Consider the following 19,878-nt stretch of genomic DNA (forward strand, 5'->3'; position numbering starts at 1 on the left):
ATCTTGTCTGTAGAAGCCATCGACGTGCCTCCTCTACTATTTGCTCGTCACCTTTAGTAGATTGCACTCGATGGCTTTCTCGTCAAGATCCAGCCTTGGAATTTACACCACTACATGAGACTCTAACAATTCCAGCATCAACGACTGTTAATATGGTGATAATTTAGCGTTAAAAATGAGATAAAAAGGAGATAAAATGGCGATAATCTGGGTCCCTTATAATCTTACTGTCAGTAGAATTTGACTGGACGACTTGGTTCTAGGATTCAGGACGAGTCGATCGGAAACTCGTTTCTCGAGCTTGGTACTGGATTGGCCAAATAAGTTGTCCCCGTGAGTCATCTGTCCAAGGTAAACACACGGCTGCTCGATGCTGTTCGACAGGTGGTAGCCAGTCCTCTCCGCCTACCGACGTATCTGGGTTCTGTTTTGAAAGGCAAACCCATGTCGGTGATACGTGCCACATATGCGCCGAGATTCATCAGTACAACGCGAAAAGATGAAGCAGCCTGCAGCCACTTCCTTCGAAATTCACCTAGCCTATAGCTTCTCCCCATCATGATTTCAGGGAGCTCTATGCAACGTGATTATACTCGTATGTCTCGTGTGCCGATTTACTCGCTGCCTCAGTCTAGCTCTGGCTGCCTCAGTCTAGCTCTGGCTGCCTCAGTCTAGCTCTGAATTCCTAGAACCAAGTCATCCGCTTCAAGCATACCCTGAGTAGGCTCTATCGATCCCTTGATTTGCATAAAGTTGATCTAAACTTAGCGTCAAATTAGCATCAAACTTGCAGGCCAAAAATGAGGAACTGATTAGCTTTTTCCGTAACAATCATTGCTAAAATTATTGCCGTGTGGTCGTCAAGAGTAACCATTTTAACCCCCCATCCCCGCTTCACGACGGTCTGCATTCCACTACTAAGAGTGTCTTACGACTCCAAGCACCTAACCGCTTTCACTTCCAAACCACAGTAGGAGCTTGAGACTTATGTTCGGTCAACGCTCTTGCCTACTCCCACAGGCGACGTCCTTTTGTCGTTTCTGGTGCGAAATTGTCACCTGTTACCTTGCTTACTATTTTGTTGTTGGTGCTGAATTCGCACTACTAAGGACTCCCTGCGCGATACGAGCCTTGGTGGGCCACAAATGGCGTCTGTGTTAGCTCGTCGCAACGTGCATTTTTCTTGGCGTCAAAAACGCGCCTTTTTAAAGTCATGCCGATGTACCTTCACGTCATTGCCCCGCCTAAGGATGAACTTTTAACCGTGTCGACCCGTCTTCGGTTCCCACAGCTCGGGCTTGATTTCACTCTGTCCCTTGGCAACGATTTTACTGTCGTCATTGCTCTTGTTTACGTTACCCTAGTTCCGATCTGTCAGTTAATGACTCAAGAGACTCGTTGCCGCGTGCGACTTTCCCGGCACAGCCTATTTGACGCAACCTACGTCTTTTCCGTTCCCAACAGCTTTTCGCAGGTTTCAGGTAATCGCAGATAAGTGACGTCCACTTCGGAAGTTACGACACCTGCAATCTCAATTTCAGAAGCAAAAAGATTTGTGACGGCCCCTTCTTCAGTGAAGGTCGCTAATACCGAGCCTTCGCTTGTGGTAGGACCGTCTCAATTACATCAGATTGATTTGTTCACGTACTACCAACTTGTTACGCCTGAATCTGACTCCGGTGAATCCTCCAGTTGTTTCCCCATTTTTTGCCCTGCAAATCACCCTTGTTTAGAAGCGCATAAACCGTTTTTTTGTCAAGCCTCATTAGTTTTGCAACCTCTGCAGGGGTTAAGAATTCCTTGGCAAGCAACTGGGCTACCTCTTCCGGTGTCAAAGACTTCCTCATCCTTTCCATCTCCTCATCCGCTTTGATTTGGTGAAGCGGGTAAGCATACTCGTTCCGTTCCCAAAAACGTCATTAAAATCCGCTCAATGGGAGTAAAAGTTGAAAAAAATCTCGTCTTTACGCAAAAATACGTTTCTCTTCCTCTAATACATATTGTTTGATAAGGTGATTTGAATTGTCAGAATAAACTTTGTTCGGAAATGGCAGACGATCTCATTAGCGTTTGGTATATGCTCAGTCACTTCGATTTCTCGAAGAACCTACCAGACGGAGGAATGCAGAGTGAAAGGATCAGTTCAAAAACAGGGAGAAACATGGCGTTATGCAATCTACTTGGGTGTCGAGAACGGCAAAAGGAGGTACTTACGCAAAGGGGGAATTCTAACTCAGCAAGAAGCCCAGAAAGCCATGCGCGAAATTTTAAGCTCCGTGGACAACGAAACGTTCGTTGAACCAACCCAGATGACCGTTGGAGAATATCTTGCTGAATGGCTACAAGATAAGGCAACGGTGGTTCGTTACGGGAGGATGAGGCAGTACAGATGGATGATAAATTATCACATAGTTCCTGTCCTTGGTTCCGTTCCATTGCAATCGTTGACACCACAACATGTGCAGTCTTTTTACAACTCACTTCGTAATGGTGACAAACCCCTCTCACTTCGTTCAACGATCCATGTGCATCGCATTTTACACGAGGCACTGAACGGAGCACTGCAACGGGGAGCCGTGGTGAGAAATGTAGCAGCCGCCGTCGAAGCACCCAAAACCGGCAAGCCTGAAATCAAAGTTTGGACTATAGAAGAAGCAACTGCATTTCTGAATGTCGCTCGAGGTAATCGTTACTATGTTGCTTTTGTCCTTGCCCTTGAGACAGGAATGAGATGGGGCGAAATTCTTGGGTTGAAATGGTCCGACGTAGACCTTGAAGGTGCCAAATTACACGTCAAACGCACCAACTCTTTTGGTTATAGCTGTGAACTGATTTCCGGGCGACGTATTGTACCGCTAACTCCATCCTTGACCACAGTTTTACGGTCACACAAGACAACACAATCTGAGAAAGCACGATTTGTTGGGCCTGACTACCAAGACCATAATCTCGTAATCTGCAAACAGGATGGAACACCACTCCGTGAAAGGAGTCTCTGCCACCACTGGTACAAACTCCTGAAGGAGTCGGAGTTGCCGGAGATTCGCTTCAACAATATTCGTCACACATTTGTAAGTTTGATGCTGACACCGCCCGTGCTCGACATCTATTCTCATGTACTCACAACCCAGAAAGACGACACAGACACAAAATGTTCTGGTTGTTTTCGTGATGATATGCACGAGATTGATGGATAACCGACAATAACATTCCCGTTCTGAGATACATCTAAACGCGGCGTTCCGAATAAACCCGGAACGCCGCGTCGTATTTGCGCTCCTCCTCCCCATGTCCTAGCAGTCTCTTTAGGTTAGCTCTGTCTAAACGTACTCGCACAAGCCGTCGTCAAACTCCGAGTTCTTCCGTGTAATTCCCAGTGGTAGAAATGGCACAAACTGTGTAGATGTTAATCGTCCAAACGGTTAAAACTTGTCATCCCGTTTGTTCCCTTCAGAAGCAAATAAGGGTGCTCGTGTTTGTTGCAACAAGAAATCATGTTCTTCTCGAAAGTTTGTTGGCCTTAGATTCCACTCGTTGAATAGGAAGAGATAAAATTGAACCGTGTTCTCCAACTTTTTTCCCGGAAGGGAGGCGATCTTGGGCGGTTCTCGTCTACACTCATACGATTTCAATTTTCATTTTGAAAATGGAGGACGAGAACATGGCAAAGTATCCGGGCGTGGAACCACATGGCAATGGGTGGAGGTACAGTCTGTATCGCGGATGGGTGAACGGAAAGAAGAAGTACGACAAGATTGGGGGCTTCAAAACCGCGCAGGCAGCATACCGGGCACGCTGTGAGGCTATCCGTCAGCTGCAAACAAATACTTTTATCGAACCAAGTAAGCAAACTGTGGCGGAGTATCTAACAGAATGGTTAGCTTCTAGGGAGATTGATGGGACGCGCTATAACACACTCAAACAGTATCGTTGGTTGACCTATCGCCACGCCATACCAAATATCGGCCAAATTGAGCTTCAGAAGCTATCTGCACAGCACATTCGGTCGATGTACACGACACTTCTTGGTGGTGAAAAGCCACTGAGTAAACGATCAGTTCGACACTTGCACCACATGCTACATGGTTCGTTCTCAGAGGCTCTTCAATTGGATTTGATTTCGAAAAATCCACTTGAAGCTGTACGTTGTCCAAAGCCAGATGATCACGAACATCAAGTTTGGACTCCGGCACAGTTGGAAAAGTTCCTCGATGAAGCCCGCAACGAGCAATATTTCATTGCATTTCTTTTGTTGGGAATGAGCGGCGCGCGAAAGGCTGAAATGTGTGGATTACTTTGGTCTGACGTTGATCTCGATGCAGGCCGTATCTTCATACGCCAAACAATGGTGGAGAAAAAGGGAGGCATTCGTGAGCTAGAGACGACAAAAAATCATCGCAGTAAGCGGCCTGTCAGAATAGACCCGTACACCGTTAATGAATTACGAAAACACAAGCTTCTGCAAGCCGAGGACAAATTGAGGATGGGTAGTGACTACAAGGATCAGGGACTTGTCATTTGTCGAGAGGACGGCTCCCCTGTGCCGTACACAACCATCCACAAACAATTCTTACGAGCAGTCAATCGGGCGGGTGTTCCTCGCATTCGCATTCATGATGTGAGGCATACCCATGCGACAATTCTGTACCAGATGCAGGTACCTACGCAAGCAATATCAGACCGTCTAGGCCACGTCAACACATCAACAACTGAGAACATCTACATTCATGTCGTTGACAAGCAGCGCGAAGAAGTTGCCAATGATTACGGACAAGTAATTTTCGGCCAATCTGAGCGGTTAAAGAAACGTATTTGATGGATGGGTTCCCAAAACCGAGATTCCCACGAGATTCCCACGGAGCCTCCCTAGATAAAAAACCGGCTTTCCGAGAATCCCGGAAAGCCTTGGTACACTAGGGTTTTACGTTGGAGGCGCCAGCCAGATTCGAACTGGCGAATCGAGGTTTTGCAGACCTCTGCCTTACCACTTGGCTATGGCGCCATATTGGAGCGGAAGACGGGATTCGAACCCGCGACCCTCGCCTTGGCAAGGCGATGCTCTACCCCTGAGCCACTTCCGCAACGTTTTCACTTCTGTTCAACCAGTCTAAACGCAAGTCCGTTTCAACTGATGGTGGCTCGGGACGGAATCGAACCGCCGACACGAGGATTTTCAGTCCTCTGCTCTACCGACTGAGCTACCGAGCCTTAGTCGTCGAAAACAAGAACAGTGATGAATATACCTTATTTGACCGCCTGGTGTCAACCCACTTTTCGTTACAACATCTGACAACCGGGCCCATTTTCCCGACGGAACAAAAGGCTCTTTGCAGCGAAGGTCCGTTGTACGCGACGACGAGATCAACAAAGGGTTGACCGTCCGTTTCCAGATGGCACAACCCTCTGTAATGAGTCTGGAATATCCCAGACATTCTTGGTGGAGGATAGGGGATTTGAACCCCTGACCCCTGCGCTGCCAGCGCAGTGCTCTCCCGCTGAGCTAATCCCCCATATTATACTTTCCTTATATGCCTTCGCTGAACTTCGTTTGCATTCGCTGAATTTCTGTTCCGCATTACCCTCTCGCTGAGGGACATTGCCTATTATACATACCTCGTCAGCAAAAGATCAAGAGGAAATTTTTTCTTATGAACATAAATATTTTCTCCCTCTGATGGGTAACCTACCCACAAACGTTTTGAGGAGGAATTGATGAATGAAGTGGAAAAGTGCGCTGTTCGCCGCTGCGACAGCTTGTTCTTTGTCTCTTGTGATGCCAACGGTGTGGGCAGCTGATGATCTTCAGCGAAGCGGAATCGCTCCAAACCAGCCTAGTGATACAACAACAGCTAGCTCAGTCAGCCCTGCCTATATCATGGACGCTCCAGAAGAGCATGGGGAAAATCGCGAGTTCAATATCCGATCAAGTGTACAGGTTTCACGCGAAGCCCTTAGGGACGCATACGTTGCAAGTCGGACCGCGTACACCGATAAGCTCAAAAAATACGCGAAATGTTCACAAGCTGATGCCACGAAAGCGATCACTGCCGCTCACCCAGGCATGAAAGTATCACACGTGCAGTTGAGAAACATCCGAACAAGCCTTGTTTATGTCGGTGTAGCCGAGGACGACGAGGACCGGTACCTTTGCGTTGTTGACGCAGGAAACGGCAAATTGCTACTCGACAAACCCTTACCCACGCATCATGAACGTGTGTTTGCGGACAGCAAGTAAAATGCGAGAACGAGGCGAGAGTGTGCTACTCTCGCCTCGTCGTGATTTTCATTTTTGTTTTCGTTTGATACATGTAAGTAACGTAGTTGGTAAAACATTTGCTTAGAGAGCCCGCACCTTGACATCTTGAACGTGAATGGGGCCGACTCCACGCGGGACTTGAATCGACTCCAATCTTGTGGCACCCAAAGCTTTGGTGATGTAGTCACATGCCACGTTCGGATCGATTCGGTCACCGCACGTATATACATCAATACTGGCGTATCCGTGTTCGGGAAAGCTGTGGATAGTCAGGTGTGATTCGGAAATAATAACTACACCGCTAACCCCTTGTGGCGCAAACTTATGAAACGCCACTTCCCTTACCTCAGCGCCAGCTTCAAGTGCCGCATTAACCATGATCCGTTCGATACTGTGCAAATCGTTCAGCTTGTCCTCAGGACATCCCCAAAGCTCAGCAATGACATGACGACCCATTGTGTCCATAGCAAAAAATCCCCCTTTACAACGAATGATCCATGTCGCGTGCGACATGTGGAACCTCATGTTCACCACGGGGGAAAGTTAGTCCGTAGAGGTCCTAACCCTTTAAGTGACGTCGATTCCAAGTCCGGCCCACCATGAAATGTAGGTAAATCAAACCAGCTCCTGTGCCGGACATTACGACTGCTAGTATAAGACCACACCCGACAATTTGCAACAAGGAAATGATAGGCATCTATACATAGATCAGGTACCAACTGCCAAACTGTGTCCGGGTACAGCGAGAATAAGTGCAATGACGCACACAGCAGCCAATAAAATGCTCAAATACCGAACAACTCTCGATATCCTCAGTTGTGGTCTCGCGACAAGAACAGCGGAACAAAGAATCCCTGTCACCAGGCCCCCGATATGCGCGGTATTACCGATATCGGGTGAGGAGAAGCCATAAACGAGGTTGATGACAAGCATCACCAACAACTGATTTCGTGCCGCCTTCGTTAGTATGCCTTTAAAGGACATGTACAACGCGACGCCAAAGATGCCAAATATCGCCCCGGATGCCCCTGCCGCCATCGTCTGATGAGAGGATAAAAGCAGCGTCGCCACGTTCCCCATGAGGCCAGATATCAAATACACCACCAGAAACGCGAAGCTCCCGGTCAGCCACTCAACAACGTAAAGAGACGCCAGCGAAACCATATTGAGACCAATGTGAAGGAAGCTCAAATGGACAAACATGGCCGTAAACAGCCTCCACCACTGACCTCCGTAAATGACATCCGGCCAATCGAGAGCTCCGCTTTGAACGATTCCAGTTACCGAAAGGCCTCTGAATCCTTCAATACCAAGGTACCAGAGCACATTCACTGCAATCAGAATCCATGTCACCGGCGCCTTGCGCCAGAGTCTATTTCGGCGTTTTCGTGACTCCTCCATATTTTGCAACCGCTCCAATGCCACCTTTACGACGATGTACTGAGGTACTGTATGGCTGTCGCAATTGTAGTAAGTTGTCTGACAAGATGAGCCTCAGGTCTGAAGAGAAGGTTCCATTTCAGATTCCGATTGTAGAGCCGCAAATCCCATAGCCTCGTATCCGGAAAGGTACGCTTCGAGCATCGCTGCTGGTGAAAAACGAGGCAGAACCGTCTGTCTGAATGCATCCACACACTTCATTGCCTCTTCCGGATTCCTGAGAACCAACTCCAGTCGTTCAGCGAGGGCTTGTGCATCCCCCACAGGGAACAACCAGCCTGTTTGACCATCCACAATGAGATTACGGATTCCAGGGATGTCCGATCCGAGATTCGGCACCCCGTAATTCCCGGCCTCCAGGATGACAAACGGTGACTCTCCCTCACTCTTCGACGGCAACACATGTGCATCCATCGCCAAGTACAGTGGCTCTGTCTCTTTGACAAATCCAAGAAAGTGTACAAAGGCTTCCACGCTATTCTCGATTGCGATCCGTTGCAATTCTTGAAGTTGTGCACCAGGGCCCGCAATCACCAAGTGAACAGGGCGCGCCAACCGTTTGGCCACCAGCGGTAAGGCCATGATGACGGTACGCAGGTCCTTCACCGGATCGAGCCGGGCTACAATTCCAATTACAGTACTTTCTTGAGGGATATCGAGATCCTCACACAGACGCAATCGGGCGTCTGATCTCGATGCCGCACCGGTCACAGGTTCAATAGCGTTTGGGACAAAGTAGGCCTGACGGCTTGGCAGGTATTCCGCAAATTCTCGATTTCCCACAAATACACCTACGGTTCGTCGCAGACAAAATAGATTTAATCGCGTGAACAATAGACTTTTTGCTCGGCTTCCAAGAAAGTCCTGCAACGGATTGCTATGGACAGTCGATGTAAAATGACGTCTCGAGCGTCTCGACGCCATAAACACGACGAAATTAGCACGGGGGCCATGAGCATGCCAGAGGACGTCTCTCCCCTGCTGTTTCATTTTGACGGCCAGGGTTTTGATGCGTCCCCCTGTCGATCCGCTCACAATCTCGACTTGTGCCAACACGGCCTGCAGGTCGTCAAGCAGAGGGCCGTCCCCAAGGGATATAAATTGAATCAATCCCTCAAGCCTTGCATGTACAACGGACTTTGCATATGCGAGAAGGTGTGTTGCGGCTCCCCCTCGCTCATTTCCGGGGAAAACCACCATGATCTTTGCCACTGTCTGATAATCGCTCCCTCAAACGCCAACTCAATGAAAAAAAAGGCGGTTAGTTTGGCCGCCTTCCCTCATGCACGTGTTCTTCAATGTATTCCTCAATATCCTTATCATTAAAGCGGACAGTTTCATGCATCAACAACACGTAATCAATCGACGCACCCAGTTGTTCGCCCACAAATCCGAGGATATGGTGCCGGCAGCGTGTGGGGTCAGGCCAATACTGCTGAAAGCGGCGTTCCAGATTGCTAAGCTGTTCTTTGGACAAGCCTGGAATCAACTGCGTAAAGGCTTCGGTTGGCAATTCCAGGATGTCATAACTTTTCCCGTCATATTCAATACTAAGACCCAGTCGCATGCGTTCACTTCCCTTCGGCTTCGATGTTGTGCAGGGCGCTTGAAATTCTCGATTTGTTCATTTAGTATAACGAATCCTAGCTTGGCAAACAAATGCCTCTCCCCTAAAATCTAGGTACAACGATGATGTTTCCTACTAATCTATGCTAGGAGGATGTCGCGCCTGTGAACTCGGCAAAAACGTGGTTCTTGATGGGTTTACTGACGGTCATTCTGGTTTTGATAGGGCGCCTGGTCGGCGGCTCTGCCGGTATGTTGGTGTTTCTTGTGATTGGGGTTGTGATGAACTTCTTCAGCTACTGGTCGAGCGGTAAGATTGCCATTCTGATGACCCGCAGCCGCCCTGTGTCAGAAGCTGAGCTTCCTGAAGTGTATGCGATTGTTCGGCGGTTATCGCATCGTGCTGGACTGCCAATGCCTGCGATTTACCTGACACCGACTCAGCAGCCAAACGCGTTCGCTACAGGCCGTGACGCGGCACATGCAAAAGTCGCTGTCACCGAGGGAATTTTGCACGCTCTATCGACCCGAGAGCTTGAGGGCGTACTTGCACACGAACTTGGCCACGTACGCAACCACGATATTCTCATCAGCTCGATGGCTGCAACTCTGGCTGGTGTGATTACGTCTATTGCCAACATGCTGCAGTGGGCCTTGATGTTTGGCGGTTTTGGTGGCCGCGACGAACGGGATGGGAATGCTTTTGTCGAAATTGTAATGATGATCTTTGCACCCATCGCCGCAATGATGGTGCAAATGGCGATATCGAGATCGCGAGAATTTAAAGCAGACGCTACAGGAGCGAAGCTGGTTGGTGATCCCAATCCACTCGCAGACGCACTCGAGCGTCTTGAGTACTACAGTGAACGTATCCCGAATCCCGTGAATCCGGCAACTTCACACATGTTCATCGTCAACCCGTTTCGAGGGGAGTCGCTGGCGAGGCTGTTCAGTACACACCCATCGACTGAAGAGCGGATCAAGCGTCTGCGCGCAATGAGAATCCTGGGTGCTGGACTGAGCTAACGCCTGAAGTGAACAAAGAAACGGAGCTACGGGCTGAATTGAACGACAACGTGAAACTGCACCGTACAGGTCGCCCTGCAGCGGTGCAGTTTTTTCAACGCAGTTCTTGGCTTCGATGTGCAGTCTGAAACGTCGTATGACAGGTCGTCTGAAAGGACATCTCAACAGTCTATTATTCGAAACGCAACGCATCAATCGGATGCAGTTTCGAAGCCTTGTTTGCTGGGTACAGACCACATATCACCCCGATGACAATCGAAAACGCAAGCCCAACGGCAACTGCAAACCAAGATACCTCGGTCGGCAGTTTGGTTACCCAAGCGACAATCCTCGCTCCGATGACCCCAATCAGAATACCAACTGCCCCTCCAAGCACCGTGATCATCACAGACTCAATGAGAAATTGGAATAAAATCGCTCGTCGTGTGGCTCCCAAGGACATACGGATACCAATCTCACCCGTCCGTTCAGTCACTGATACCAACATGATATTCATGACCCCGACGCCGCCCACCAGAAGTGCAATGCCGGCGATGGCCCCGATGATAAGGGTGAGAATTGCGGTAACTTTGCCCACAGTTTGCTCTATCCCGACGAGAAAACCTGACGCATCTTCAAAGGCCTGAGCATTGTGTGCGTGAATATTCAACGCTGTGACAATCCGGTGGGCCATGTCAGTTTTATTGACACCCGGGGCAACCTGGACATCCATTTCGGAGATATCCCACCATGGAAACATGTCGTGACAGGTTGTCGAAGGAAAGTAGAAAGCCTGCGAGCCGAGCAGTCCCGACAAAAAGTTAAACTGTGTCGAGGCAGTCTCCCCAATAATCTCCATGGGATACCCGCCGACATCGACCACTTTCCCGATGGGTGACACATTGCCGAACAACTGTTGGGCCAAGGACTGACTGACCAAGCCCACATGCCTGTGCGCGACAACGTCAACGGTGGAAAACATTCTCCCCTGAATCACGACGAAATGGCTCAGCTGGTCCAAGTAACTTGGCCCTGCATCCAGAGATGCGTTCACCTGTTTGCCGTTGTAGCTAACCGCACCTTGTCCGGAGAGGGTATAGTAAACGGACTGCACCCCACTAAATCCGCGGGCGATGGCAAAGTCTTGGGTTGAGAATGACAGCACCTGCCCAGGCTGCGGTAAACCGGGTTGAACGAGCTCTGTCGGCAGAATTTGAATCGTTTGTTGAGCAAGGTTGCTCTCGAGGACCGATACAATCGCCGCCTTTCCCCCGCGTCCGATAGCGACAATGGCAATGATGGACGCAACGCCAATCAGAATACCAAGCATGGTTAAAAACGATCGCAGCTTGTTCGCCATGAGAGATGTCCAGGCGGACAGAATCATTTCATTCACGTTCATAAGGTGTCGACCACCTTTCCATCTCGAACGTAAATCGTACGGGAGGCATAACTGGCGACGGCAGCATCATGCGTGACCACAACGATGGTCACGCCTTGAGAGTTGAGTCTTCCAAACAGTTCCATAATCTCTTGTCCTGTTGCGGTATCGAGGGCACCAGTGGGCTCGTCGGCCAGGATCAGAGAGGGTTGGTTTGCAAGTGCACGTGCGATTGCCACCCGCTGCTTTTGTCCTCCAGACAATTCGTTTGGATAATGGTCCATTCGGTGTTCAAGTCCGACTTGCGTGAGCAATGACCGTGCGCGCTCTGACCGTCTCCCCCTGCGCCACCCGGCGTAAACGAGGGGCAGCTCGACATTCCGAAGAGCGGTCATCCGCCCAATCAGGTGAAAGTTTTGAAAGACAAATCCAATCTGTCTGTTGCGGGCGTGTGCGAGTTCATCCCGACTCATACCCGCAATGTCTGTCCCAAACAAGCTCACCCGGCCGCTTGTCGGCACATCGAGACAGCCCATGATATGCATTAATGTCGATTTTCCGCTGCCCGATGGCCCCATGATGGAAACAAACTCCCCATCCTCAATGGTAAAAGAGATGTCACGCAGAACCGGGACCGTGTTACCTGCGATTTGATATGACTTGCTCACGCTGTTGAACTCAATCATGACCCGTCACAACCACCCGTTCCCCGTTTGACAGGTTTGTCGGTGGATTCAGTACAACCTCTTGTCCCACTTTCAGCCCGCTCGTAACCTCAACAGCCGTGTCTGTAGTGATGCCAAGGTTTACAGGGATCTGCACGGCGCGATTCCCCTGCATGACATAGACCATGTACTGACTACCCACTTGGACAAGCGATGAATACGGGATGGTCAGCGCGTTTTTGTGCGTTTCGCTGATAATGTTCGCGTTTACTTGGTATCCAAGCGGAATTGGACAGTTTTGCGGCAGAGAAAGGTCCACCTCCACCTGCCCGGCACCACTGTTTGAGTTATTGGCGAACAGCGCCACCGATTTGACTGTTGCAGTCCATGTATGGTTCGGATAAGCATCAGATGTCACCGAAGCCCTCTCACCTGCTTTCACATGTACAGCATCCACCTCAGAGACATTCACGACGACTTGCTTTTGGGGACCGACGACTTCGATGACAGGTGCCGAACTCCCGTCTGAAGCCAAGCCGTCTGGGCTGAGGGACAGAACCGTCCCTGTGATGGTCGCTTTGATGACCGTCTGATTATAGGCGGCCTGTGCCGATGCGAGTTGAGACTGCGCCTGCGCCAGCGAGCTCTTCAGTGATGCCAGCGTACCATTGAACTGTGCACGGAGTCCCAACGGTGTGGCGTTTGCCTGTTGCTGTGTTTGATTGAGGGTCGCTTGCGCTTGCTGATACTGTGTCTCGGCAGCATCCAATTGTGAGGTCTGCGCTGCATTTTGGCAGGTCATGAGCAGTTGTCCTTGATGCACATGCTCACCAACCGTGACAGACACCTTCGATACAGGTGACGGCAGGTCCGTTTGAAGCACAACCTGACGTTCGACAGGGTACACATCCCCAGCCGCAAAGACCTGATTTTGAATCGTCATCTTGTGAATCACCGCAACCGTCACGCGGGGCTGCTTTGGCCGAATGACCCAATACAGCACGCCCGCGATGATGAGTACAATAATGACGCCAACGCTGCCGATCCGTTTTATTCGTTGACGTCTCCGGCTTCGATTAGGCTCTTCCACGCAGCGAGGCTCCTTTCAATTTCAAGTCCGCACTAAAGCAATTTTATTGTCCCACGGGATTTTATTGTCACGATAACACATTCAGAGCCAAAATTGCGCTTCGACACAGATATCATTACCAGATGCACAGCATGCCAACTCGGGGGAGGTTGGAATCGAGTTCAACATGTACCAAGGTTTTTCTTTTAGTCATAAGCATAGTGCACGGACAACGGCAATTCGGCCCTGGACAGGCGCATAGTTCGTCCAACCCCATCATAGTCTGTACAGATGACTGGAAAGAGGGGTCGGACATGTACGTCGCACTCTATAACCGTTTAACCGGATGGCTATGGTTTGCCATCGGCATCTGGAGCCTTTTTTCCCGAAATATCGGAGACTACATTGATATTGCACGTCCGGAAACCTACATCAGTCTTGGCATTGGACTGCTTGGCATGTTTGGCGCACGGGGAGGTCGCCTCCGTAATCAGACCATCATCTGCGGGATACTGACAGTAGTGAACCTGGCCTGTTTGGTTCTCATTGGCACGCCCATGGCCAGTATGATTTTTAGTCCAACTCCGCTTGAAGGTGTCTTTCGGTTCCTCTGCGTTGTTTGGGGGATTTACTGCCTATACCATGAACTCCACCTATGGACGGTTCGGTTGAAGACCACGGAGTAATCAAAGCGGTAGATCAAGGCTGCGTGCTGACCTAACGTCAACGAAAACGACAGAACAACCAGCAACCGCGTTTCGACACGTTGTCGACAGAACGCAAATCGCGCTAAAGAAGCATTCGACACGTTGTCGAAGACACTCAATTTTTGCGATTTCGAATTTCGACATTTCGACAATTGAACAAGGACCTTGTTTCGCCTTGGTTCGACTTCGTGTCGAATTATGGTCATCTCGCATCGAACCTTTTGACTCGGCAGAACAGGAGGTTGGAAACTGCATGAGCGATGGGAGTCCCCGGCATACTAGTCCATGGGCATGTTACGAGTCCAACGAGGTGTTTGACTCCGCCCAAAACGGATAACAGGGGGCGATGCATTGAAAGTCCAGGACTTGATGACCAAAGATGTGTCTTGCGTACAGCCTGGGGACTCGGTGATGCAGGCCGCGCAGGTCATGAAATCGAGGAACGTAGGGTCTGTGCCTGTCTGTGAAGGGAAAAAAGTCATCGGGATGATTACCGACCGCGACATCACAGTGAATGCCGTTGCGGCAGGTAAAGGCGCTGATTCTAAAATCGACGCGTGCATGACACGTGAAGTCATCTCTTGCAAACCTGACACAGACGCTCATGAGGCAGCAGACATCATGGCACGCCATCAGATTCGCCGGTTGCCTGTGTGTGACGCGTCCGGCAATTTGGTTGGTATTTGTTCGATTGGAGACCTCGCTACCGTGGACATTCACATCAACGAGGCTGGCGATGCACTGAGCCAGATTTCCCAACCGGCAGGGCAGCAACAGCTCCATTAACATCCCTGTTGCCTTTGGTACCTGCTCAAGAACCCGCTAAAGGTACCTGTGCAAATCAAATGCAAATGTCCATGTGGTGTAGTCCCTGTGACTGCACCACTTCTTTGCGTGCGGCGCGATCCACCTCTTCCGTTCGCTTGGCTACGCTCCGAACAACAGCCTCAGCACACGACACAAGGAAGGTTTCACCGCAACGAAAAACACTTGAGCCCTGCACATCTGTGCAGGGCTCAACGTGAACAGTCGATGGAATTGTTGGATTAGCCGCGGCCGCCTGACATTGCCTGTTCCGCAAAGGAGACCAAGCGTTTGGTGATTTCGCCACCAACCGAACCATTCTCACGAGAGGTCGTGTTGGCCCCGAGTTGTACGCCGAACTCAGAAGCGATTTCGTACTTCATCTGTTCAATTGCGTGCTGTGCGTTTGGTGTCAAATACTCATTGCTGTTTTGTCCTTGTGCCATCTTTGTTCACCCCCTCCTTGATAAGTATTGTGCCCGTAACAGCTGTCACTACACTGTCACATTCTTCTAGAACAGGCAGTGCGCTGAGGTGGTTGTTCATATGCCGTTATGACTCCAGCAGGCACCTTGGAATCAACTTGTTTCCCTTTGCGGCTGGACTTTCGTCCCGTTGTAAAGGAACACATCGCGATTTGTCATGCAAAAGGCCCAGGCTTCCGCCTGGACCATTTCGCCTATACAGGTTGTAGATTTTTAGTTGGTTATCTGCTGCCGCCACTCATGGACTGTTCAGCGAATGATACCAACCGCTTGGTGATTTCTCCACCAACTGAACCGTTTTCACGAGACGTTGTGTTCGCACCCAGCTGTACGCCGAATTCGGACGCAATCTCGTACTTCATTTGCTCTAGAGCGTGCTGTGCGTTTGGAGCTACATACTGATTGCTGTTCTGTCCTTGTGCCATTTATCATCGCCTCCTCGATAAATAATGTGTCCCGGAGGGGCGATTATCAAACTGGAACATTTGTCCACATACATGTCCACTTACGTTGACGTAGATTACCGACGGTCCATAGGTACGTATGTTCTATCTGTTGCACCTGTGTATTCTGCACGCGGGCGGATCAGGCGGTTGTTCCTATACTGTTCGAGGACGTGCGCCGTCCAACCTGACACACGGCTGCAAGCAAAAATCGGTGTAAACAGGTGCACAGGCAGACCGAGCGAGTAGTACATGGAAGCCGAGTAGAAGTCCACATTTGGGTTCAAGCCCTTCTTCTCCATAACGGTGCGCTCAATCACCTGGGACATCTCGTACCAAGCAGTGTTGTCTGCGCGTTCACCCGCTTGTTTGCTAAGGCGACGAAGGTGTGTCGCCCGCGGATCTTCGGTTCGGTACACGCGATGGCCAAACCCCATAATTTTACGTTTTTCTGCCAAGGCTTGATCGATGTAGGACTGGACTTTGTCGACGGTGCCGACCTCGAGCAACATCTTCATGACTTGTTCGTTAGCGCCGCCGTGCAAGGGACCCTTCAAGGTTCCGACAGCAGACGTAATGGCTGAGTATATATCCGACAAGGTCGCAGCAGTCACACGGGCGGAAAAGGTGGATGCATTGAGCTCATGATCGGCATGAAGAATGAGAGCGATATTAAACGCCTCTTCTGTGAATGCATCCGGTTTCGAGCCAGTCAGTAAATAAAAGAAGCTCGCCGCCATGCTGAGCCCTCTGTCTGGCTCAACCGGTTCGAGACCTTGTCGAATTCTTTCATACGATGTGACAATCGTGGGTACCTGAGCAACGAGGCGAGTTGCCTTGCGAACATTCGCGTCAATCGATTCGTCGCCGTTGTCATCGTCGTAAATCCCGGCGTACGACACCGCAGTTCTTAAGACCTCCATCGCGTTTGCATCTTTCTTAACGGTCTTAAGAAAATTCAGCACTTCCGGCTTTAAAGCCCGCTGTCCAGCAATTTGGTCAGTAAAGGTTTTCAATGCACTGGCAGTTGGCAGTTCGCCGTTCCAAAGCAGGTAAATAACTTCTTCAAATGTGGCTTTCCCGTTGATCAAATCATGGATATCGTACCCCTGATAAATCAACCGGCCTTCTTTACCGTCCACGTAGCATATCTCGGATGTGTTCGCAACAACATCTTCCAAACCTGCTGCGAAGGATGTTTGTGAATCTTCGGCCATGCAGATCCTTCCTCTCCCCAATGTAAGTGGTGAAACTGTCCAACAAGCAGTACCAGTGTCAGATGTCACTGTGGGGAAACAAAAGCCCTTGCCGCCTCACCGTTCGTCTCGCACGAACTAAAGCCGACTACCCAAACCATTCACCCCTTCATTATACTACAACCAGAAAGGCGACAAAAATCTCGTGTCAACTGGCAAACCCTTCTATGGCGCGAACAATTTGTGTCTGTACTGCCCCGGACTCCCCGAGAAACGGGCCGCCGTTCAGTCGAGATGGTTACGAATTGCATAAATTGCAGCCTGTGTCCTGTCAAGCACGTCGAGTTTCAGAAAGATGTTACTCACATGTGTTTTTACTGTCTTTATCCCAATTCCGAGCTGGTCTGCGATTTCCTGATTGTTTCGACCCGCGGCAATCCCTCTGAGTACGTCGCGTTCCCGTTCTGTTAACTCTTCCCATGGCTTCGGCCCCGTCGGGCTGCGGAGTTCGCCAACCAACGTCTGTTGAACTTGCGGGTCAAGGACTGACTCGTGACGCGAGGCCCGTCGCAACGTGTGCGCAACCGCTTCGGCTGGCGTGGTTTTCAGGATATAGCTGAGCGCACCTGCTCGAAGTGCTTGCACCATTCGTTCATCATCCAAGGAACTCGTCAGAATGACGACTTCTGTGTCTGGGTGCTGAGTTCGTATCAGTTTCGTTGCGTCGATCCCATTCATCACCGGCATCAAGAGGTCCATCAACACAACGTCAGGCGTCTGTTTGGTAACCAATTCGACTGCCTCTTGCCCATTTACAGCTTCCCCCACCACTGTCATGTCGCCTTCCGTCTCCAGAAAACTGCGCATACCAAGTCGTACCAAAGGATGGTCGTCCGCAATCAAGACCCGAATCATGATTCACTCCGCTCCCGTTCCTCAATAATCGGCAGTTGAACTTCAACCGCAGTTCCCTGGCCAATCCGCCAGATGTTGCATCGGCCGCCAAGTGCTGTCGCCCGTTCCTTCATGGCATGGATCCCGTAGGAGTCACCCACCTCGTCTGATGGCTCAATCCCTTTGCCATCATCGACAATCGACAGCGTGCACATCGTCCCTGACCGCTCCCAGGTTACCTGAATCGTGCGCGCGTCGGCGTGTTTCAACACATTCCCAACCGCTTCTTGCAAAATCCGGAACAGCTGCGTCTCCACAGCAGGTTCCAGTGCGATGTTTGTTTTTTGCACAAAAGTACAGCTTAGCTGATGCCGATCCGATATTGCATCCAAAAAACTCTTTGCAGCCTCGTCGAAATTCCGCCCTTGGAGTTCAATCGGTCGCAGATGTAACAACAGGGCTCGCATCTCCCGCTGTGCCGTGGTTGCAATTTCCGCGATCTGCGCTACGGTGTTCGGCAGTGTCGGCAGTTGTTGTCGTTCCTGCTTTAAAGCTGAGGAGGCTAACATAGACAGTGCAAACAACTGTTGACTGACTGAGTCATGCAGTTCGCGTGCAAGCCGTTGACGCTCCTGAACCGTTGCCAGTTGTTCCGCATCCACAGCAAGTCTTCTGTTTTCCTCTGCCAATCGCCGAAGTGTTCGAACCTGTTCCTCGATTTGCTCGGCCATCACATTGAACTGCCGTCCGATTCGACCAACCTCGTCCCACTCTTCCACCCCGTCGATCCGATGCTGCAATCGTCCCGCGGCGATAAGCGTTGCTGCTTCTTCAAGGTTATACAAGCGGCGAAGAAACGGTTGCACGACGGTGTACCCAATTCCAAACCCGATCAATAACCAAACGACCCCGACTCCAATCACCATCCACAGTCGAAGGGGATGGAAAAGCCCCATTACCATCATTCCGGTCACGACCCCGAGGACGGGGAGGATGGTGGTTGCCAGTAACACTTTCCCGCGCGTAGTCATCGTCAAACCCTGACGACCTGGACATCGCCGATTTTCAGCTCAACATCCAAGTGAACGCGTCTTACAGCGTCCTTGTATGATGGGTCCACATAGTGTACTGCGCGCCCCGTCCCGCTTTCGGCGTGTTCGAACACATTCACATCGCCGATATTCATGACAATATCAGCTGAAATCGGCAAGTTTGCCGGCACGAGAACCCGAATATCCCCTATCCAACCTTCAATGCGGAGATGATACGTCCGATCCTCTAACAACGCAGTGGCAAGATTAATTCTTACGTCACCTATGCCATGCCAGACATCAAGGTCTTCCAGAACCCAAGACTGTCCCCCGAGGGACACGTCACCAATCCAGTGCCTGTTGGATGTGCGCCCAGGTTTCCACCCTTTTATGTCACCGATGGCGTCCTTCCAAGCAACCTTATGTTTCTTGCCATCAAAATCCACCGTGAGTGAGGGTCCATGCCTTCTTGACTGTCCAGGTGCGAAAATCCTGAGCCCAATAAAAATGAACACAGTGGCCCAGAAGACACCGGAAACCGAGGTCTTGGCCAAGACCGGATTGATACCACTGTTGTGCAAAAACAGGAACACGCCAAAGAGGGTTAATAGAATGGCACCAAAGGGTATCCTTCCGCGTGCGAAACTCCGTAATCCGCCAAGGCCGATGGCTATAAGAAAAAGCGGCCACAAGACATCAAAAGACCAAAAGGTTGAAGACAGATGTAAGACGTGAAATTCCGATAATAAGTACACGAGTCCACAAATGACCAGTAATAGCCCGATCCACGATGATGTCCGCAAGTCTGTCACCTTGCCCTTCGCTGAATCTAACCTTATCGTACAAGTCGTCTCACGTACACACAACTACCTGTGGACGGGGCAGAGGCTCCGTCTTAAGACGGATTCATAAAGAATGCCGCCCAACCTCACGGTC

20 protein-coding genes and 4 tRNA genes are annotated in these 19,878 nt (G+C 50.4%); 6 read left to right on the plus strand and 18 right to left on the minus strand.

Annotated features, from left to right (window positions below; translation table 11 throughout):
* Window positions 1-1,658: 1,658 nt before the first annotated feature.
* Entirely contained in the window at window positions 1,659-1,847 is a 189-nt protein-coding gene (locus AN477_RS04545; protein WP_054967995.1) for a helix-turn-helix domain-containing protein, read from the minus strand.
* Between the two features lie 282 nt (window positions 1,848-2,129).
* On the opposite strand from AN477_RS04545, the gene AN477_RS04550 reads away from it, so the two are divergent.
* Window positions 2,130-3,197 carry a site-specific integrase gene (locus tag AN477_RS04550; protein WP_054967996.1) on the plus strand — a complete coding sequence of 356 codons (1,068 nt, stop codon included), beginning with the start codon at window positions 2,130-2,132 and terminating at the stop codon, window positions 3,195-3,197.
* A 464-nt stretch (window positions 3,198-3,661) separates the two neighbouring features.
* Complete coding sequence (locus tag AN477_RS04555) at window positions 3,662-4,816, plus strand: tyrosine-type recombinase/integrase (RefSeq protein ID WP_054967997.1); 1,155 nt, start codon at window positions 3,662-3,664, stop codon at window positions 4,814-4,816.
* Between the two features lie 111 nt (window positions 4,817-4,927).
* Here the strand turns inward: AN477_RS04555 and AN477_RS04560 are convergent.
* From AN477_RS04560 to AN477_RS04575, 4 genes are all read right to left on the minus strand, one after another.
* Window positions 4,928-5,002: transfer RNA gene (locus tag AN477_RS04560), tRNA-Cys, on the minus strand.
* 4 nt (window positions 5,003-5,006) lie between these two features.
* Window positions 5,007-5,081 (minus strand) — tRNA-Gly (locus AN477_RS04565).
* 51 nt (window positions 5,082-5,132) lie between these two features.
* A tRNA-Phe gene (locus AN477_RS04570) sits at window positions 5,133-5,208 on the minus strand.
* Between the two features lie 227 nt (window positions 5,209-5,435).
* A tRNA-Ala gene (locus AN477_RS04575) sits at window positions 5,436-5,510 on the minus strand.
* A gap of 206 nt (window positions 5,511-5,716) precedes the next feature.
* Here AN477_RS04575 and AN477_RS04580 point away from each other — a divergent pair.
* The gene (locus AN477_RS04580) at window positions 5,717-6,235 is read left to right on the plus strand and encodes a PepSY domain-containing protein (RefSeq protein WP_245631715.1); all 519 of its coding nucleotides are present in this window, start codon (window positions 5,717-5,719) and stop codon (window positions 6,233-6,235) included.
* 102 nt (window positions 6,236-6,337) lie between these two features.
* Here AN477_RS04580 and speD read toward each other — a convergent pair whose 3' ends face one another.
* The 4 genes from speD to AN477_RS04600 form a co-directional block, all read right to left on the minus strand.
* Complete coding sequence (gene speD / locus AN477_RS04585) at window positions 6,338-6,721, minus strand: adenosylmethionine decarboxylase (protein WP_054967998.1); 384 nt, start codon at window positions 6,719-6,721, stop codon at window positions 6,338-6,340.
* 243 nt (window positions 6,722-6,964) lie between these two features.
* Window positions 6,965-7,657 (minus strand): rhomboid family intramembrane serine protease, encoded by a 693-nt coding sequence (locus AN477_RS04590; protein WP_157061816.1) that lies wholly within the window; start codon window positions 7,655-7,657, stop codon window positions 6,965-6,967.
* 93 nt (window positions 7,658-7,750) lie between these two features.
* Window positions 7,751-8,908, minus strand: a complete 1,158-nt coding sequence (locus AN477_RS04595) for a glycosyltransferase (RefSeq protein ID WP_054968000.1) — start codon at window positions 8,906-8,908, stop codon at window positions 7,751-7,753.
* A gap of 49 nt (window positions 8,909-8,957) precedes the next feature.
* On the minus strand, window positions 8,958-9,263 hold the full coding sequence (locus AN477_RS04600) for a hypothetical protein (protein WP_054968001.1): 306 nt from the start codon (window positions 9,261-9,263) through the stop codon (window positions 8,958-8,960).
* 164 nt (window positions 9,264-9,427) lie between these two features.
* On the opposite strand from AN477_RS04600, the gene AN477_RS04605 reads away from it, so the two are divergent.
* A complete protein-coding gene (locus AN477_RS04605) occupies window positions 9,428-10,288 on the plus strand; it encodes a zinc metalloprotease HtpX (RefSeq protein WP_054968002.1) in 861 nt (286 codons plus the stop codon).
* A gap of 172 nt (window positions 10,289-10,460) precedes the next feature.
* On the opposite strand, the gene AN477_RS04610 is transcribed toward AN477_RS04605, so the two are convergent.
* From AN477_RS04610 to AN477_RS04620, 3 genes are read right to left on the minus strand one after another with little or no spacing between them, the layout of a single operon-like run.
* Window positions 10,461-11,669, minus strand: a complete 1,209-nt coding sequence (locus AN477_RS04610; protein ID WP_054968003.1) for an ABC transporter permease — start codon at window positions 11,667-11,669, stop codon at window positions 10,461-10,463.
* Entirely contained in the window at window positions 11,666-12,334 is a 669-nt protein-coding gene (locus tag AN477_RS04615; RefSeq protein ID WP_054968004.1) for an ABC transporter ATP-binding protein, read from the minus strand. The genes AN477_RS04610 and AN477_RS04615 overlap by 4 nt, the downstream gene beginning before the upstream one ends.
* Window positions 12,327-13,403: an efflux RND transporter periplasmic adaptor subunit gene (locus tag AN477_RS04620; protein ID WP_054968005.1), complete on the minus strand. Its 1,077-nt coding sequence runs from the start codon at window positions 13,401-13,403 to the stop codon at window positions 12,327-12,329. Before AN477_RS04620 ends, AN477_RS04615 begins: the two co-directional genes overlap by 8 nt.
* Window positions 13,404-13,696: 293 nt before the next feature.
* On the opposite strand from AN477_RS04620, the gene AN477_RS04625 reads away from it, so the two are divergent.
* Window positions 13,697-14,068 (plus strand): hypothetical protein, encoded by a 372-nt coding sequence (locus AN477_RS04625; RefSeq protein ID WP_054968006.1) that lies wholly within the window; start codon window positions 13,697-13,699, stop codon window positions 14,066-14,068.
* Window positions 14,069-14,440: 372 nt separating this feature from the next.
* A complete protein-coding gene (locus AN477_RS04630; protein WP_054968007.1) occupies window positions 14,441-14,875 on the plus strand; it encodes a CBS domain-containing protein in 435 nt (144 codons plus the stop codon).
* 260 nt (window positions 14,876-15,135) lie between these two features.
* Here AN477_RS04630 and AN477_RS04635 read toward each other — a convergent pair whose 3' ends face one another.
* The 6 genes from AN477_RS04635 to liaF form a co-directional block, all read right to left on the minus strand.
* Window positions 15,136-15,339 carry an alpha/beta-type small acid-soluble spore protein gene (locus AN477_RS04635; protein ID WP_054968008.1) on the minus strand — a complete coding sequence of 68 codons (204 nt, stop codon included), beginning with the start codon at window positions 15,337-15,339 and terminating at the stop codon, window positions 15,136-15,138.
* Window positions 15,340-15,599: 260 nt separating this feature from the next.
* Window positions 15,600-15,803 carry an alpha/beta-type small acid-soluble spore protein gene (locus tag AN477_RS04640; protein ID WP_054968009.1) on the minus strand — a complete coding sequence of 68 codons (204 nt, stop codon included), beginning with the start codon at window positions 15,801-15,803 and terminating at the stop codon, window positions 15,600-15,602.
* Window positions 15,804-15,898: 95 nt separating this feature from the next.
* Entirely contained in the window at window positions 15,899-17,038 is a 1,140-nt protein-coding gene (locus tag AN477_RS04645; protein WP_054968010.1) for a citrate synthase, read from the minus strand.
* A gap of 264 nt (window positions 17,039-17,302) precedes the next feature.
* Window positions 17,303-17,932 carry a response regulator gene (locus tag AN477_RS04650; protein ID WP_054968011.1) on the minus strand — a complete coding sequence of 210 codons (630 nt, stop codon included), beginning with the start codon at window positions 17,930-17,932 and terminating at the stop codon, window positions 17,303-17,305.
* Window positions 17,929-18,942, minus strand: coding sequence for a sensor histidine kinase (locus tag AN477_RS04655; RefSeq protein ID WP_245631724.1), 1,014 nt, complete (start codon window positions 18,940-18,942; stop codon window positions 17,929-17,931). Before AN477_RS04655 ends, AN477_RS04650 begins: the two co-directional genes overlap by 4 nt.
* 2 nt (window positions 18,943-18,944) lie before the next feature.
* Window positions 18,945-19,745: a cell wall-active antibiotics response protein LiaF gene (liaF, locus tag AN477_RS04660; protein WP_054968013.1), complete on the minus strand. Its 801-nt coding sequence runs from the start codon at window positions 19,743-19,745 to the stop codon at window positions 18,945-18,947.
* Window positions 19,746-19,878: the final 133 nt, after the last annotated feature.

This window comes from Paenalicyclobacillus ferrooxydans, from assembly GCF_001399675.1.
GTDB classification, from domain to species: Bacteria; Bacillota; Bacilli; order Alicyclobacillales; family Alicyclobacillaceae; genus Alicyclobacillus_B; species Alicyclobacillus_B ferrooxydans.

What these genes read in the sequence shown, in the direction of transcription:
- AN477_RS04645 (WP_054968010.1), bottom strand. Translation starts at nt 17,038, where the DNA reads ATGGCCGAAGATTCACAAACATCCTTCGCAGCAGGTTTGGAAGATGTT.
- AN477_RS04555 (WP_054967997.1), top strand. Translation starts at nt 3,662, where the DNA reads ATGGCAAAGTATCCGGGCGTGGAACCACATGGCAATGGGTGGAGGTAC.
- AN477_RS04635 (WP_054968008.1), bottom strand. Translation starts at nt 15,339, where the DNA reads ATGGCACAAGGACAAAACAGCAATGAGTATTTGACACCAAACGCACAG.
- AN477_RS04625 (WP_054968006.1), top strand. Translation starts at nt 13,697, where the DNA reads ATGTACGTCGCACTCTATAACCGTTTAACCGGATGGCTATGGTTTGCC.
- AN477_RS04615 (WP_054968004.1), bottom strand. Translation starts at nt 12,334, where the DNA reads ATGATTGAGTTCAACAGCGTGAGCAAGTCATATCAAATCGCAGGTAAC.
- speD (WP_054967998.1), bottom strand. Translation starts at nt 6,721, where the DNA reads ATGGACACAATGGGTCGTCATGTCATTGCTGAGCTTTGGGGATGTCCT.
- AN477_RS04600 (WP_054968001.1), bottom strand. Translation starts at nt 9,263, where the DNA reads ATGCGACTGGGTCTTAGTATTGAATATGACGGGAAAAGTTATGACATC.
- AN477_RS04580 (WP_245631715.1), top strand. Translation starts at nt 5,717, where the DNA reads ATGAAGTGGAAAAGTGCGCTGTTCGCCGCTGCGACAGCTTGTTCTTTG.
- AN477_RS04590 (WP_157061816.1), bottom strand. Translation starts at nt 7,657, where the DNA reads ATGGAGGAGTCACGAAAACGCCGAAATAGACTCTGGCGCAAGGCGCCG.
- AN477_RS04545 (WP_054967995.1), bottom strand. Translation starts at nt 1,847, where the DNA reads ATGAGGAAGTCTTTGACACCGGAAGAGGTAGCCCAGTTGCTTGCCAAG.
- AN477_RS04655 (WP_245631724.1), bottom strand. Translation starts at nt 18,942, where the DNA reads ATGACTACGCGCGGGAAAGTGTTACTGGCAACCACCATCCTCCCCGTC.
- AN477_RS04610 (WP_054968003.1), bottom strand. Translation starts at nt 11,669, where the DNA reads ATGAACGTGAATGAAATGATTCTGTCCGCCTGGACATCTCTCATGGCG.
- AN477_RS04640 (WP_054968009.1), bottom strand. Translation starts at nt 15,803, where the DNA reads ATGGCACAAGGACAGAACAGCAATCAGTATGTAGCTCCAAACGCACAG.
- AN477_RS04650 (WP_054968011.1), bottom strand. Translation starts at nt 17,932, where the DNA reads ATGATTCGGGTCTTGATTGCGGACGACCATCCTTTGGTACGACTTGGT.